At 63.2% G+C, this 14,541-nt stretch carries 13 protein-coding genes and 1 tRNA gene; 2 read left to right on the forward strand and 12 right to left on the reverse strand.

Annotated features, from left to right (window positions below):
* Positions 1 to 10 precede the first annotated feature (10 nt).
* Complete coding sequence (locus KIO76_RS05195) at positions 11 to 1,084, reverse strand: NAD(P)-dependent alcohol dehydrogenase (RefSeq protein ID WP_213321784.1); 1,074 nt, start codon at positions 1,082 to 1,084, stop codon at positions 11 to 13.
* A gap of 174 nt (positions 1,085 to 1,258) precedes the next feature.
* Between KIO76_RS05195 and KIO76_RS05200 the strand changes: the two genes are divergently transcribed.
* Complete coding sequence (locus tag KIO76_RS05200; RefSeq protein WP_213321785.1) at positions 1,259 to 2,005, forward strand: CBS domain-containing protein; 747 nt, start codon at positions 1,259 to 1,261, stop codon at positions 2,003 to 2,005.
* 244 nt (positions 2,006 to 2,249) lie between these two features.
* Here KIO76_RS05200 and KIO76_RS05205 read toward each other — a convergent pair whose 3' ends face one another.
* The 10 genes from KIO76_RS05205 to KIO76_RS05250 all read right to left on the reverse strand — a co-directional run bounded on the left by KIO76_RS05205 (position 2,250) and on the right by KIO76_RS05250 (position 12,746).
* A complete protein-coding gene (locus KIO76_RS05205) occupies positions 2,250 to 3,743 on the reverse strand; it encodes a carboxypeptidase M32 (protein WP_213321786.1) in 1,494 nt (497 codons plus the stop codon).
* Positions 3,744 to 3,915: 172 nt separating this feature from the next.
* Positions 3,916 to 4,980 carry an ABC transporter ATP-binding protein gene (locus KIO76_RS05210; protein ID WP_213321787.1) on the reverse strand — a complete coding sequence of 355 codons (1,065 nt, stop codon included), beginning with the start codon at positions 4,978 to 4,980 and terminating at the stop codon, positions 3,916 to 3,918.
* A gap of 44 nt (positions 4,981 to 5,024) precedes the next feature.
* Positions 5,025 to 5,828, reverse strand: coding sequence for an ABC transporter permease (locus tag KIO76_RS05215; protein WP_213321788.1), 804 nt, complete (start codon positions 5,826 to 5,828; stop codon positions 5,025 to 5,027).
* A gap of 2 nt (positions 5,829 to 5,830) precedes the next feature.
* Positions 5,831 to 6,667: an ABC transporter permease gene (locus tag KIO76_RS05220; RefSeq protein WP_213321789.1), complete on the reverse strand. Its 837-nt coding sequence runs from the start codon at positions 6,665 to 6,667 to the stop codon at positions 5,831 to 5,833.
* Positions 6,668 to 6,806: 139 nt separating this feature from the next.
* Complete coding sequence (locus KIO76_RS05225; protein ID WP_213321790.1) at positions 6,807 to 7,910, reverse strand: ABC transporter substrate-binding protein; 1,104 nt, start codon at positions 7,908 to 7,910, stop codon at positions 6,807 to 6,809.
* Between the two features lie 37 nt (positions 7,911 to 7,947).
* On the reverse strand, positions 7,948 to 8,913 hold the full coding sequence (locus KIO76_RS05230; protein WP_213321791.1) for a membrane dipeptidase: 966 nt from the start codon (positions 8,911 to 8,913) through the stop codon (positions 7,948 to 7,950).
* A 2-nt stretch (positions 8,914 to 8,915) separates the two neighbouring features.
* A complete protein-coding gene (locus KIO76_RS05235) occupies positions 8,916 to 9,665 on the reverse strand; it encodes a hypothetical protein (RefSeq protein WP_213321792.1) in 750 nt (249 codons plus the stop codon).
* A complete protein-coding gene (locus tag KIO76_RS05240) occupies positions 9,662 to 11,392 on the reverse strand; it encodes a hypothetical protein (protein ID WP_213321793.1) in 1,731 nt (576 codons plus the stop codon). The genes KIO76_RS05235 and KIO76_RS05240 overlap by 4 nt, the downstream gene beginning before the upstream one ends.
* Positions 11,389 to 12,114 (reverse strand): IclR family transcriptional regulator, encoded by a 726-nt coding sequence (locus KIO76_RS05245; protein ID WP_213321794.1) that lies wholly within the window; start codon positions 12,112 to 12,114, stop codon positions 11,389 to 11,391. The genes KIO76_RS05240 and KIO76_RS05245 overlap by 4 nt, the downstream gene beginning before the upstream one ends.
* Positions 12,115 to 12,670: 556 nt before the next feature.
* Positions 12,671 to 12,746, reverse strand: a tRNA-Glu gene (locus tag KIO76_RS05250).
* A gap of 164 nt (positions 12,747 to 12,910) precedes the next feature.
* Between KIO76_RS05250 and KIO76_RS05255 the strand changes: the two genes are divergently transcribed.
* Positions 12,911 to 13,102, forward strand: coding sequence for a YdcH family protein (locus KIO76_RS05255; protein ID WP_213321795.1), 192 nt, complete (start codon positions 12,911 to 12,913; stop codon positions 13,100 to 13,102).
* Positions 13,103 to 13,496: 394 nt separating this feature from the next.
* Here KIO76_RS05255 and KIO76_RS05260 read toward each other — a convergent pair whose 3' ends face one another.
* Positions 13,497 to 14,375 (reverse strand): alpha/beta hydrolase, encoded by an 879-nt coding sequence (locus KIO76_RS05260; RefSeq protein ID WP_213321796.1) that lies wholly within the window; start codon positions 14,373 to 14,375, stop codon positions 13,497 to 13,499.
* Positions 14,376 to 14,541: the final 166 nt, after the last annotated feature.

The raw sequence follows: 14,541 nt of genomic DNA on the forward strand, positions 1-14,541 counted from the left end.
GAGTCACGCCTCAAGGCGTAATCGCCACCTTCAGCACGCCGTCGCGCTGGTGGGAGAAAAGGTCATAGGCCGTCTCGATATCGTCGAGCTTGAACCGATGCGTGACGAGCGCCGTCAAGTCGGCGCGGCCCGACGCGATGACGCCCATCAGGCGTCGCATCCGCTCCTTGCCGCCGGGGCAAAGCGCCGTGACGATGCGGTTGTCCCCGAGACCGGCGGAAAAGGCGCTGAGGGGAATAGTCAGGTTGCTGGAATAAACGCCGAGGCTCGACAGCGTCCCGCCCGGTCGCAGCACGCGCAGCGCCGATTCAAAGGTGCCCTGCGTCCCGAGCGCTTCGATCGATACGTCGACACCGCGGCCGTCGGTCAGAGCCATGATCTGCTCGACGGGATCGCCCTGCTTGAAATCGACCACATGGTCGGCCCCCAGCTTTCTGGCAACGGCCAGACGCTCCGGCACGGTGTCGACGCCGATGATCGTCGTGGCTCCCATCAGCTTGGCGCCGGCCACGGCGCACAGCCCGATCGGCCCGAGCGCGAAGACGACAACGGTATCGCCGATGCGCACGCCGCCGTTCTCAGCACCTGAAAACCCGGTCGACATGATATCCGGACACATGAGGACCTGCTCGTCCGTCAGATGATCCGGCACCGGGCTCAGGTTCACCATGGCGTCCGGCACTCGGACATACTCGGCCTGTGCACCGTCGATCGTATTGCCGAATTTCCAGCCACCGGTGGCCTTGAAGCCATGACGCGTGTCCGGGCCGTCCTGCGATGCGCAACCGCACAGACATGCATAGCTATGGCCGCTCGGGGTGATGGCACCGGCGATAACGCGTTGTCCCTCGCGATAGCCCGTGACGGCGGAGCCGAGCTTCTCGATGATGCCAACGGGCTCATGGCCGATCGTCAGCCCCTTGGCAACGGGGTATTCACCCTTGAGAATATGGACATCCGTGCCGCAGATCGTTGTCGTCGAGATGCGCAGAAGTGCGTCGAGCGGTCCGATGTCCGGTATGGGCTTCTCATCGAGGACAATCCGGCCGGGTTCGACGAAGATGGCGGCTTTCATCTTGGGCATGACGTCTTCTCCCTTTGGGCAGCTGGCGCAACGGGGCCTTGCCGTAGCCTGCCGGATTATAAGGGAGGCGGCACCAATTATTTGTCCTTGACGTCGATCAAGTGTCGTTTGATCGCTGTCAATGCGGCCGGATTCGTCAAGCCCAATGGTAAGCCGCGTCGAAAGGAGCAGGCCATGAAAGCCTCGGATGTCATGACGACCACTGTGATGAGCGTGCCGGCGAATGCGACGATCGCCGACACTGTCCAGTTGCTCATCGAGCATGGGTACAGTGGTCTTCCCGTTGTGGATGGGGCCGGCCAGCTCGTCGGTATCGTGACCGAAGGTGACCTCCTGCGGCGAGCCGAGCTCGGAACCGAGACCAAGAGGCCGCGCTGGCTATCCTACATCCTGGGGCCTGGTCGTCTCGCCGAGGATTACGTGCAAGCCCATGCTCGCCGTGTCGAGGAGGTGATGACCCGCGAGGTCGCGACCGTCGCCCCGGAGGCGAGCCTTGAAGATGTTGTGGCCCTTATGGAAAGCAAGAGCGTCAAGCGTATCCCGGTCGCGCGCGATGGGCGGCTCGTCGGCATCATCACGCGTGCGGACCTTCTCAAGGCGCTGAATGTTGCCCTGCTTCGTCGGCCGGAACCCGCCCGTGGAGACGCCGCGATCCAGGAAGCAATCACGGCCGAGATTGCCAAGCAGGCTTGGGCGCCGGTCAATGGCGTCGACATCTTCGTCCGCGATGGAATCGTGCATCTCGTCGGCGTGATCGTTACCGACGAAGTCCGCTATGCCTTGAAAGTGCTGGCCGAGGGCATTCCCGGCACCAGGGCGGTGAAGGACCACCTGACTTATGTCGAGCCGGTCTCCGGCATGTTCATCGAAGCCCCAGATGGCCCCGCGCCGGAAGAATTCACGGGCGGCGGGAAGGATTAGACGGAGCAGCATGGGGAACAAGCCCGGCTCGCTTTGCCGAACGCTGTGTTCCCCCTCATCCTGTCCTTCTCCCCGCCGGGAAGAAGGGACGCCCGCGATCATCCGTTGCACGGATACTGCACAGAGGCGTCCCGATACCCTCCCCTCACCTTTCCCCAACACCATTGCCATCGCCCGGAGGCGGATCATTGGCGTCCCTCTCCCGCGTGTGAGAGCGGCAGGGTGAGGGCAACGCAACCCCCGCCTATACTTCCTCGATATAGCGCCGGCGCAGATGCGCCTTGAACACACTGGCGTCGAGCGGCCGGCCGGTCGCATGGGTCAACAGATCGTTGGTCTCATAAAACGATCCGTAGATGTGAATGTTCGAGCGTAGCCAATTGACGAGGGGCACGAAGTCGCCGCGGCCGATAGCCGGCAAAACATCAGGATTAGCCTGGCGGGCGGCATCAAAAAGCTGGGCGGCGGTCATGGCGCCGAGCGTATAAGTCGGAAAATAGCCCCAGCCACCGCTCGGCCAGTGCACGTCCTGGAGACAGCCGAGCCGGTCGTTCGGCGGCGTCACGCCAAGGAGGTCGTGCATGCCCGCGTTCCAGGCGAGCGGCAGCTCCGCGAGCGGCATTGCGTCAGCGATCAGAGCCTTTTCCAGGCGGTAGCGCAGGATGACATGGGCTGGATAGGTGATCTCGTCCGCGTCGACACGAATGAAGCCGCGCTCCACATGCGTATAGCGACGCCACAGGGCATCGGCCTCCCAGGCCGGGCCGCTGCCCCCCATCGCCTTGCGCATGACCGGCGCGGCGAAGCGGAGGAACTCGCGGCTGCGGCAGGCTTGCATCTCCATGAGCAGGGATTGGCTCTCGTGAATGCTCATACCGCGCGCGACGCTGACGGGCTGGCCAAGCTGCGCCTGAGGGCGCCCCTGCTCATAGAGGGCATGGCCCGTCTCGTGGATTACCCCCATCAGGGCGCTGGTGAAATCGTCCTCGTCATAGCGCGTCGTGATGCGCACGTCATTGTCCGCTCCCCCGCAGAACGGGTGGGTCGAGACGTCGAGCCGCCCACGCTCGAAATCATAGCCGAGCACTTCCATCATCTGCATGCCGAGTGCGCGCTGGGCTGCTACCGGGAACGGCCCCGCCAGCGGCGGATCGGCCGGCCGGCGCGCCTGGACCTCCAGCACCTCGGCAGTGAGCCCCGGCAGGAAGTCAGCCAGATCATCGAACAACGCATCGATGGCCGTGGAGTGCCCGCCGGGCTCGTAGTCGTTCAGCAGGGCGTCATAGGCGGAGAGGCCGAGCGTCTCGCCCTTCGCCTCGCCGATAGCGCGCTGCAGGTTGAGGACCTCGGACAGTGTCGGCAGCAGCGCCTTGAAGTCGGATTCCGCGCGCGCCTGCCGCCAGGTCATCTCGCAGGCCGAGATCGCCTTGCTAGACGCTTCGACGAGATCCGACGGCACCGCGGTCTCGACCGTCCAGACCCGGCGTATCTCGCGCAGGTTGGCCTTCTCCCAGGCGCCGAGGCTTGTGTCGGCCGCCGCCGCCTCCAGCCAGTCGCCGATGCGCGGGTCGGTCATCATGCCATGGCGCAAGACATGCAGCAGCGCCATGCTCTCGGCACGCGTGGCCGCCGCGCCCCGCGGCATCATGGTGTCGTTGTCCCATTGCAGGATGCCGACCGCATTGGCCAGCGCCGCGACACGGCCGAAATGCGCGGAGAGCTCGGAATAGGCGGTCATGGGGCGGTCTCCCGAAACAGGTATCCGCCGTGAATATCAGGATCCGCAGGGCTTGTCGTCTGCCCGGGTGGATGGAGCATGTGCGGTGAACTCCTGTTCACCACCTGCTCCAAGCCTTTCTTTTCACGCATTTTCTTCACGCGAACCGGTGTCCACTTCGCGCGAAAATGCTCTAGCTGCCCACCACCTGCACATTGGCCGGATTCCAGCGAATGCCGTATTGCCCGCCAGCTTCGTAGCCCGCGGCAACCCGGCTCGGCACCCGCACGCGCAGGGACTGCTCGCCCGCCTTGCCGATCAGAAGAAGGCTGTCGCCGTAGTTCACGACATCAACGACTTGAAGGCGGTTGGCGGTCACGGAAGCCCCCTCCCCGTCCGCCACCACCTCGAAGATCTCCGGCCGCATGAGCAGCAGAGCCGGCGAGCCGGCCGGCAGCTCCGTCGCCGCCGTGGCGACCGGGCCGAAACCGGGGATCTCGACGACGCCACCCTGGCCTGCGGTGCCCTCAAGGAGATTGCTGTCGCCCACGAAGGAGGCGACGAAGCGCGTGCGCGGCTTGAAATAGACCTCCGTCGGCGTGCCGAGATGCTCGATGCGCCCTGCATTGAACACCGCGATACGATCCGACATCGTCATCGCCTCGGTCTGGTCATGCGTCACATAGATCATGGTGACGCCGAGCTCCTTGTGGATGCGCTTCAGCTCCACCTGCATATGCTCGCGCAGGTTCTTGTCGAGCGCGCCCAGCGGCTCATCGAGCAGGATGAGGCCCGGCTCGAAGACGAGGGCGCGCGCCAGCGCCACGCGCTGCTGCTGGCCGCCTGAAAGCTCGGCGGGATAGCGGTCCCCGAAGGTGCTCAACCCCACCATCGTGAGCGCCTTGTCGACGCGCTGGCGCATCTCGTCCTTCGCCACCTGGCGGATGCGCAGGGGATAGCCGACATTGCCACGCACCGTCATGTGCGGAAACAGCGCATAGTTTTGGAAGACCATGCCGATGTTACGGTCATAGGGCGGCACCTGCTCGATGGCGCGGCCGTCGAGCTTGATCTCGCCCGAGGTCGGCTGCTCAAAGCCGGCAATCATCATCAAGGTGGTGGTCTTCCCGGAACCGGATGGGCCCAGAAATGAAACGAATTCGCCCGCCTCGATCCGGAGATCGATATGATCGACGGCATTGGTGCGCCGATCATAGGACTTGACGAGATCTGTCAGGATCAGGGAACGCGGCTGCATGAATGCTTCTCGGAGGAATGAAACAACGACGAATGGCGAAAGGACTACGATCGTGGCGAGACCGCGCGCTTGCCGCGCACTGCGCGCACGACGGCCGGCACGGCAACCGCAATGAGCACGGCGGTGAAAAGAACGGAGGAAGCTGCCGACAGCACCGGATCAGCCTGCATGAGGAACGAGTTGAACATCTGCCGAGGCAGCGTCGTGGTATCGCGCCCGGAGATAAACAGCGCGATCACCGTCTCATCGAAGGAGTGGATGAAGACGAAGAGGCCGGCGACCAGGAAGGCAGGCTTCAGCACCGGCAAGGTGATGAGCCGGAAGGTGGTGAGTGGGCGTGAGCCGAGATTGGCGGCAGCCCGCTCCAGGTTGCGATCGAAGGTCTTCAGCGCCGCCGTCAGAATGAGGATTGCCACCGGCATCGACAGGCAGGTATGGGCGAGGATGAGGCCGGTATAGCTCTGCACCAGACGCAGCATGCCGAAATAGCTGTAATAGGCGAGCGCCATGACGATATGCGGCACGACGAGCGGCATCATCAGGGCAAGATTGAGCAACGCCTTGCCGCGGAAATCATGCCGCACGAGCGCGAAGGCGGCCGGCGCCGCGAGCACCAGCGTTAGCACGGTGGTGCCGAGCCCAATGACGATGGAATTGAAGAGCGGAAGCGTCCAGTTCCGGTCCGTGAAGAAGCGCTGGTAATAACCGAGCCAATATCCCGGCGGCGGAAACTCGAGCGAGGGCGCGGTCGAGAAGGACATGGGGATGACCACGAACATCGGTGCTGCAATGAACAGCGCGATCAGCACCGCGAGCAGCTTCACCGGGAGGGTCTTTTCCGAGTACATCGCTATCTCCAGAGCTTGTCGAGGCCGAAGAAGCGACTGTAGAGCGCGAACAGACCGAGCGTCGCGACAAGAAGAACGATCGCCATCGCCGAGGCGCCGCCGAAATTCAGCATCTGCTCGATCTCGTCACCGATACGTCCGGCGATCATCTTGTCGCGCGGGCTGCCAAGCAGGACCGGCGTCACGTAGAAGCCGAGACAGGTGATGAAAACCAGCACCGAGCCGTTGGCGATGCCCGGCAGGCTGAGCGGTAGATAGATCGACGTGAAGGCCTTGAGTGGCTTGGCGCCCAGACCCGCGGCGGCACGCATGTAGGTGCCGTCGATGCGCCGCATGACTGCATAGAGGGTGAGGATCATGAAGGGCATGAGGAGATGCGTCATGGCGAAGGTCGAGGCAAAGGTCGTGAACAGGATCTGCGGCGGCGGCGACCAGCCGAGCATGATGAGCGCAGCCGTGACGGGGCCCTTGACGCCGAGGATCACCATCCACGCATAGGTTCGGACCAGGAAGCTCGTCCAGAAGCTGAGGGTGACGACGAGGAGCAGGATGGAACCGAGCGCTCCACCATAGCGCGCGGCCACATAGGCCACCGGATAGGCGAAGATGAGGGACGTGAGCGTGACGATCGCCGCCGTCTTGAACGTATTCAAAAGGACGCCCACGTCGAAGGACGATGCAAAGAACGCGGTATAGTTGCCGAACCCGGTATCCGGCTCGGTGAAGCTCATCCAGGCCACGTTGAAAAGCGGCACGAGAAAGAAGACAAGCAGAAAGAGCGCGGCTGGCAAATAAAGCACCGCCGGTCCTCTCAACAAGCGCGAGACGCTCGACCCCATAAACCTATTCCTCAAGCATCGCGTATGCCGGGCAGGCAACGCCTGCCGCGCCGCGGCACGTGCCGCGAATTCCAATGTCCCGGCCGCCCTTCAGGACGGCCGGGACAAGTCCAAGTTCGTGAGCCGAGTTCAGAAGCCCTCAGCTGGCGATCCACTGGTCGAAACGCTTCGAGAATTCATCGATCTGCGGCAGCATTTTCGCGGGATCGAGAACGATCGAGTTCTTGAAGTTTTCGGGCCACGTCGGCAGCTGCTTGGCCTTATCTTCCGGAATAAACTTGAAAGCCTCCGGATTCATCGGACCATAGTCATTCTTCACGGAGAACTTCGCAAGCGGCTCCGGCTGCACGGCGTAGTTCACGAAGCGCCAGGCGTTCTCGGAACGCGGCGTGCCCCGGGCGACCGCCCAATAGGCCACGTCGACCACGGCCTGGTTCCAGCTCACCGTGATCGGGGCCTTCGCCTCGACAAGGCGCTGCACCTGCGTGTTCCACATGCCGATGGCGTCGACCTCGCCGTCGCGCAACAACTGCTGGGATTGCGGCCCTTGGGACCACCACACGCGAATATGGGGCTTGATCTTGTCGAGCGACTTGAAGGCCCGGTCGAGATCCAGCGGGAAGAGCTTGTCGGGCGCAACGCCATCGGCCAGAAGCGCGATGGGGATGACGCGGCCCGCATACCGCTGCAGGCAGCGCGACCCCGGGAACTTCTGAGTGTCCCAGAAATCCGCCCAGCTTTGCAGGCCAGGCGCGGGAAACTTTTCATTGCGGTAGGCCATGACATTACCGAAGGCGTGGGAGGCCACACCGTCGAGCACCACCGCGCCCGGCCAAAGCTTCGCTGGATCGAGGATTGATTTTTCCGGCGCGGCGATCAGCTTGGCCTGGTTGGCGCGCCCGAGCTCGGCGACCCCCAGCGTCGTGACGTCGAACTCGTAGACGCCAGTGCGCACCTGCGCCGCGAGCTTGGCGAACGACACCGGCGCGACGGTGCGGATCTCGATGCCGGTATCGCGCGTGAACGGCGTAAACAGAGCGTCTTTCGCAGATTCTTCCCAGGCGCCGCCCCATGTATTCACATAGAGCACCTTTTCTTCGGCAACCGCGCGACGCACCGTCGGCATGGACAACGCCGCCCCTGCGGCAGCCGTTGCCAAGAACGAGCGGCGCGAAACCTTGCCCGCCCTCGCAGATACGGCCTGCTCAGGAGAGCAGACACCGCGGATATCTGATTTTGTCATTGTTCTCTCCCCGTCTGTTCCGAAAACCTTCGGACTCTTAGCCAAACACTTCTTCATAGAGGCGCAGCCAGTTGCCACCCATGATCTTCGCGATGCCTTCCTCGTCGAAGCCGACGCGGCGCAAACCGCCCTCGACACTGTTCAACGAGCCGATGTTGACGAGCCAATCCGGCTTCGCAACCTTCCCCGGAACCGCGGCCGAGCCCGCGCCGTACTGCACGCCACGGGTCCAGCGGCCCTTGCGCATCCAATCCAGGTGGTTCGGGCCGGTCTTGTGGCTGTAGTCGGTGCCAAGGCCGACATGGTCGATGCCGGCGATCTCGACGGTACGGGCGACCATCTCACACCAGGCGTCCACGGTGGCGCAGGCATCGGCGGGCGTGATGTTGCGATAAGCCGCGCAACCGATCACGCCGCCCGTCTGCGACAAAGCTTTCAGGACGGGATCCGTCTTGTTCCGCTTGTGCGGAAACAATGAGTCGGCGTTGGCATGGGTGATGGCCACCGGCTTTTGCGAGTATTCGATCGCGTCGAGCGTCGTCTTGTCACCCACATGGGAGCAGTCGATGACAATGCCGGTGCGGTTCATCTCGCGCACGACCTCTCGGCCGAAACGGGCGAGCCCACTGTCGTGCTCCTCGTAGCAGCTTCCACCGAGTTCATTCTGGTTGTTGTAGGTGAGCTGAAGCACCCGCACGCCAAGGTCGGCGAACAGTTCGACATAGGCGATGCGGTCCTCGAGCAAATTGGTGTTCTGGTAGCCAAGGAGGACACCCACCTTGCCCTCGCGCTCCGCGGCCCGAATGTCCTCGGCCTTGCGCACGATCTTGATGAGTTCGGGATACTCACGCTCCCGATCACGCCAGCGGCCGAGCTCGTCGAGGGACTCGAGCGTGCCTTCCCAGAAGCCGAGCGTGGGGGTGACGCAGGTAAAGCCACCCGCCTTCAGTTCCTCGAAGACTTCACGGTCGAAATTACCGCATTGCAATGCGTCGATGAGCATGGTCAGGCCCTTTGTTTCGCGATGGGCGCTGCTGAAGGCGCGTGGGCTGAAGCGGCGGGGCCGACAAGCAGACTGAAATCCGTCTCGTCATCATCCTGCCGGCCGATGATGCGTCCATCCTCCTCGACCCGGATGGGACCCGCATGGCGCCGCGACTCCACCGTATCGGCGGCAAGCGCCTCATTGGCGCGATGGAAGAGCCGCCACCATAGATCCCGGGCAACCGGCAATCCGTCGAGCCGGATGCGCTGCAGCGGGTCCAACTCGTCAGCGGATGCGGGCCGCAGCACGATACGAATGCCCGCCTCCCCTTCGCCGTCGTGGAGCTCGGTCGTAAACCCGTGCTTGCGGGCAATGGCCGCCACCACGCCAAGCTCGCCCGGCTCCGCCACATTGAGGACCCAGGCTTCTCCTGTCTCAGGCACGGCTGACGCGGAACGCGCCTGCGCCACGAGAAGATCGACGACGGCCTCCGCAACCGCCCAGGCATGCTGGCCAGCGCCGTCGATCGTCAAGGGGGCATCGCTGATCAGCCTGACATCAGTGGGAGTTGCTCCGCGCAGCAGCTCCAGATGCGCTGATACGGCGGGGAAGCCGCCGAGGCCGAGGGCCGCCGAATACAGCGCGCAGTCGCGCAGCGAGGGGACAAGGCCTTCGTCGATACGGACGACCTGCATGAGGCGTTCCAGGACCATGCGGCTTTCCCGCAGGCTGGCGCGCATCGGTGTGGATGGTGCGTTCGCTGAACTCACAATACGGGCTCCGAAGGATAGAACCAGAGATCGTCGGCCGTGCCGGCACGAAGATCCTCTGGCAACGGCGCGCCGTGGTAGAGGACGCCGCGCAGGTTGCGGTTGAGGAAGTCGCGTGTCTTGTCGATGCCGTGCAGCCCGACATTGAGCAGCCGCGTGATATGGGCGGGAACGAAATCCTCGCTCATGATATCGGCGTAAGGCGAATGATAGAGCGAACCGGCGAGCGCCTGGACGCGTGTGACGATGGCCCTGTGCTGCGGGTGGGCCATCAGGAAGCGCGCTGTGCTGAGCTGCGGATCCTGCCGCGCGAGATCCGCTTCCAGCCGCACGATGAAACGCGCAAGGTCGAGCCCGAGGTTGACCGCGTCCTGCGCCTCGCTGCGCGGCCCACGGCGCGGCTCTTCCGCTGTCGCGGATTTGTACCAGACGTAGCGGGACGAAGCCTCGGAGGTCAGGTCCAACGCGAAGGCCCAGGCATATTCTTCGCGCACGATCTCCAGCAGCCGGCGGACAGGCATCTCCGGCCGCCCGGTCAACTCCTCGTCCAGCACGAGCGTCGCGGCCAGGCTGTTGGCAACATCCGGCACCAGTTCAATGAGGATGGAATGGAGCGTTTCCAGGGCTTCGGGAGCAATCCGTCCTTCGAGGCTCTCGCAGAGGTCGCTCAGGGGTCGCGCCGGCAGAACCTCGCCGGCCTCTGCGCGCGCCTGAAGGCGGCGCAGCGCGTCGCGGACCATGATAAGGTCTTCGGCGATGACTTCGCTCGCCGTCAAAGCCTCATATTCCGCGCGGTCCTCCTGGCGGAAAACGATCGCCTTGTCGACGAGGCGGAGCAGCAGGGCAAGTTCCCGGCCATCGGGCGAGAGCGCCACGCTCTTGGCATGGGCCAACGCCGTCTCGCGAATGCCGATCCAGCGATCGATAAGCCGGGGGTGGTTGTTGACGAACAGCATCAGCCCCAGCGCCGAGCCGTTTCCAACGCCGAGGAAGCGGCGAAGCTCCGGTGCGAGCTCCGGAGCCGACGGATTGGCGAGACGCGCGAGATGATGCACGAGATCCTGCGCGAAGACCCGCATCATATAGGCACACAGCATCTGCGCGGAGAGCGACCACCGCAGCGGGTGGTCCTTCTCATAGGTCAGGAAGGTCTTGGTGCCGAAGGTGCCGTTGCCGTCGAGGCCCGTGTTGCGCATGAGATAACAGCTCTGCGCGAGCGCCGCGACATCCGGCTGGCGGCCCTGCGCCAGGGCCTGCTGCGCCGTGTTGAAGAAGCGGCCGCTGCGGTTCGAGCGGCACCAGATCAGCGTGCCGGGCGTGGCGCGGCCTTCATAGAGCTTGGGGAGCTCCCGTCCGGTGGTCTCGAAATCCTCGACGGACATGTCGCCTTCGACAAGCGCGCCCATCATGTCCCAGGCGCGGCCGATGATCCGGCCCGTGCGCCCTTCCTTCGAGGGCGCGAAGGAATAGACCGGGAAGGAAAAGCGCCACCCTCCGATGTCGATACGGTAGTTGGCAACCCCGCGGCCGGTTGCATCGATATCGAAGCGACGGCACTGAATGGACCATTTTTGCCGAACGGCCTGGCTCATCAGCGCGCGGGAAGCGCTCAACCGTGACGGCTGGAATGCTGCCAGCTTCTCTGGCCGCATGATCCGCGCAGGGTTGCGCATCAAGCTTGCGATGTCGAACGCCGGATCAGCCGGGCGTGTGTCTAGAGCCATCATTCGGCAGCCATTCCCATCAAGCGTGAATTGGCGCGCTCGGCCGCCGCCACGGCAGCACGCGCGCATTTGTCTTTGTCGAAACCAGCCGTCGGGCCGGACACCGAAATGGCGCCGATGCAATGGCCGCGGCTGTCGAACACCGGGCTTGCCACAGCCGAGACCGTGCGTGGCCCGGAAAGAACCGAAACGGAGTAACCCTGCTCCCGCACCTCCCGCATCACTTCATCGGGGGGGAGGTCCACGCCGAGTTCGGCAAGATGCGCCAGCATTTCGGGCTGCGCATAGGCGGCAAGCGCCCGCCCGAGCGCGGTTCGCGCCAGTTCGAGGCGCTTTCCCACGCGGAGGTCGGAGCGCAGAATGCCTTTGGATTCAACACGTTGAACGATGACGGCCTCGCCATCCTCGAGCACGGCAAGCGAAGCTGTTTCTCCGGTCTCAACGACGATCTGCTGCAGAACGTCCGCGAGCCGTGTCCCCAGACTTGCCTGGTCGAGCGCCCGGTTGGCATAGGGCACGATCCGCAGCGACAACCGGTACGTGCCCTCCTCCGTCGCCTCGATCCAGCCCGCTTCGATCAAGGTCACCAGACGCTGATAGACCGCGCCGCGCGCCTCGCCTGTGGCGCGACAGAAATCGACGAGCCGCAAGGGACGATCGGACCGGCCGGCTGCGTCGAGCACAGCGAGTGTCTTCAGCACTGTGGAGAGGGAACGAACCGCCATGGGTGATCTATACAACGTCCAGTGCGTCTTCTAATAGAAGACACGTGCTTTACATAGAATTATATCAGCGCAGAATTTGATCCAGGTCAAGAACGACATCGCCAACTGACGGATCTCTAATCGATAGCGACACCCCAGCCTGGCGATGGGGACAGCCCTATGGAGCTTACGAAAGAGCCTGAACGACTTATATTGTAAGATAACCGCAAAAATATAATTCGAGCAACGAAGCATTCATTAATCTATTGGGGAACTTATTCCTCGAATACGCTTCTCATAAATATCGTAATCGAGAATATATTCATATTAATACATTGAAACAATTAGAAACACATTGAACTTTAAGAAATTTATCGTCACGATAGACGCGGCGCCGGCTTCACGCGAGATGGCCGCTATCAGACGTGGTTACGAGCCGATGCAAAAAAATTTCCGTGAGCCTATCCCAAAAACGAGCACCGCCGCGAAGCGGTTGGACGCGATACGGGCGCTTTGGATCTGGGAGGAGCAGGATGGGACCACGCGTTGAACGCCGGCCGCTAAATCCTTGAAATACTGGCGCTCCCTAGGGGACTCGAACCCCTGTTTTCGCCGTGAGAGGGCGACGTCCTAGACCGCTAGACGAAGGGAGCGTTCAGTGAAGGTCCCTATATAGGGCATCAGCGGACTATTCAAGGGGCTGCGAGCCGAGAAGCGTCACAAAGATTTCGCAATGTGCAAGCCGCGAGGCTCCACAGCCGCTTTCCGTTGTGTCACACTGCTGTCGTCAATGCTCTTAGAGAGAGGAGATAGTCCGATGTCTTTGCAGGCCCATATCATGGAGCTCAAGAGGCGGCATCAGGCCCTCGAGGAGGAGATACAATCGACACTCGCGAGTCCGTCGACCGCCAGCACTCTCAAGGTGGCCGAGCTCAAACGCAAGAAGCTCCAGCTCAAGGATGAGCTAGAGCAATTGCAGCATGGCATGGCGTCGAAGTCTGTACATTAGAGCGGCGGGCACTCAGAAGGAATTGGAGACGCCGCGCTGTCTCTTTGAATGAACATCGGCTTCAACCGAGACGCAGCAATGCACCTTCGGTTCGATGCTCCAGCGTCGCTTCCGAGCCGTTGCATCCAGCGCCGCAACTTCGGCGTTGACGGGATGATGGCTCGACCAGAGGAGGCCTCCCCCTCCTCCATAGTTTGGGCACCGGACACACCAGCCGGTGCTCTTTTATTGTGAGGCGCACGCAGCGCCCCTACCTTCCCAACCGGCCACGGCTCGTACGCCCACAGCTCCAGCTTCAGGAAACGGGAGGCCGTTCCCCGCCCTTGTGCGAACAAAATCGCGGTGGAGCGCTCGGAAAGACGTCGGCATGCTGCCGCCCCCGTTTTCCCTTGGGCTACTTCTCTTTTTGAGGCGCGCCCTCGGGCACGTCGGCGATTTCTCTGACCACGCGCGTTTGCGCCTGAGGCAGCGGCGTCGAGCCATCAATATCCCGCAGAAACATGGTCACCTGCGGGATGGACCCATGATCCGGCAGATCCACATGGCCGCCGCCTGGAAACGACACCAGCCGCTTGGGTCCTGGCGCAAGATTGAAGAGCGCGACGCCCTGCGCGTAGGGAATGATGTGGTCCTTGAGCCCGTGAAGGATAAGGAGCGGCGCGCGCACCTTGCCGATCAACTCATCCGACCGGAACGGGTCACGCATGAGAAGGTTGACCGGCGCCCAAGGATAACGCGCCGCGCCGACCTCGGCTGTCGAGGTATAGGGGGCCTCCAGAACAACCCCCTTCAGAGGGACTTCCGCCGCAAGGCCCACGGCGACCCCGGTGCCGAGCGATTCGCCATAGGCGACGAGGCGCTCCGCGCCGAACCGTTCAGCAGCGGCCTTGTAGGCCGCGCGCGCATCGGATCGCAGCCCCTCCTCCGAGGGACTGCCTGTGGAGCCGCCATAGCCGCGGTAGCTGACGATGAATAGTCCTTCGCCGTCCTCGCTCAACGCTTTGTAGCGGTCGAGCCGGCCCGGGCGCGCGAGATTGCCACTCTGCCCATGGAAATAGAGAAGGACAGGCTTGCCCTCCTGTGGTGGCAAAACCCAGGCGACCAGGGTTTCGCCGTCCTCGGTGCGGATGGTCGTCTCTGTCAGGCCGGAGATACCCGCAACCGCCGGATCTGTCCGCGTCGCATCAAGCGGAAAAAGATAATGCCGCTGCTGGCTGTAGAGAGCGCCGACCGCCGCAAGATACGCAAAGGCGATCGCGCCTACCACCAGCACGAGAAGGCGTCGCCAATTGCGGCGGACGCGGGGTGGCGCTTCTGGCGGGCGCGGCGGCAACCCGGGAAAAGTGCCCTCCGGCGGTGCAGGAGGAAGACCGGGAGGCGGCGAAGGCGGCAGCACCGGTGGATGCTTAGCGTCCGACAGGTCGATCTCCCTTTGTCTC

The sequence above is a fragment of the Chelatococcus sp. YT9 genome (assembly GCF_018398315.1).
Classification (GTDB): domain Bacteria; phylum Pseudomonadota; class Alphaproteobacteria; order Rhizobiales; family Beijerinckiaceae; genus Chelatococcus.

Coding starts and splice junctions, on each gene's coding strand:
- KIO76_RS05195 (WP_213321784.1), bottom strand. CDS start 1,084: ATGCCCAAGATGAAAGCCGCCATCTTCGTCGAACCCGGCCGGATTGTC.
- KIO76_RS05200 (WP_213321785.1), top strand. CDS start 1,259: ATGAAAGCCTCGGATGTCATGACGACCACTGTGATGAGCGTGCCGGCG.
- KIO76_RS05205 (WP_213321786.1), bottom strand. CDS start 3,743: ATGACCGCCTATTCCGAGCTCTCCGCGCATTTCGGCCGTGTCGCGGCG.
- KIO76_RS05210 (WP_213321787.1), bottom strand. CDS start 4,980: ATGCAGCCGCGTTCCCTGATCCTGACAGATCTCGTCAAGTCCTATGAT.
- KIO76_RS05215 (WP_213321788.1), bottom strand. CDS start 5,828: ATGTACTCGGAAAAGACCCTCCCGGTGAAGCTGCTCGCGGTGCTGATC.
- KIO76_RS05220 (WP_213321789.1), bottom strand. CDS start 6,667: ATGGGGTCGAGCGTCTCGCGCTTGTTGAGAGGACCGGCGGTGCTTTAT.
- KIO76_RS05225 (WP_213321790.1), bottom strand. CDS start 7,910: ATGACAAAATCAGATATCCGCGGTGTCTGCTCTCCTGAGCAGGCCGTA.
- KIO76_RS05230 (WP_213321791.1), bottom strand. CDS start 8,913: ATGCTCATCGACGCATTGCAATGCGGTAATTTCGACCGTGAAGTCTTC.
- KIO76_RS05240 (WP_213321793.1), bottom strand. CDS start 11,392: ATGATGGCTCTAGACACACGCCCGGCTGATCCGGCGTTCGACATCGCA.
- KIO76_RS05245 (WP_213321794.1), bottom strand. CDS start 12,114: ATGGCGGTTCGTTCCCTCTCCACAGTGCTGAAGACACTCGCTGTGCTC.
- KIO76_RS05255 (WP_213321795.1), top strand. CDS start 12,911: ATGTCTTTGCAGGCCCATATCATGGAGCTCAAGAGGCGGCATCAGGCC.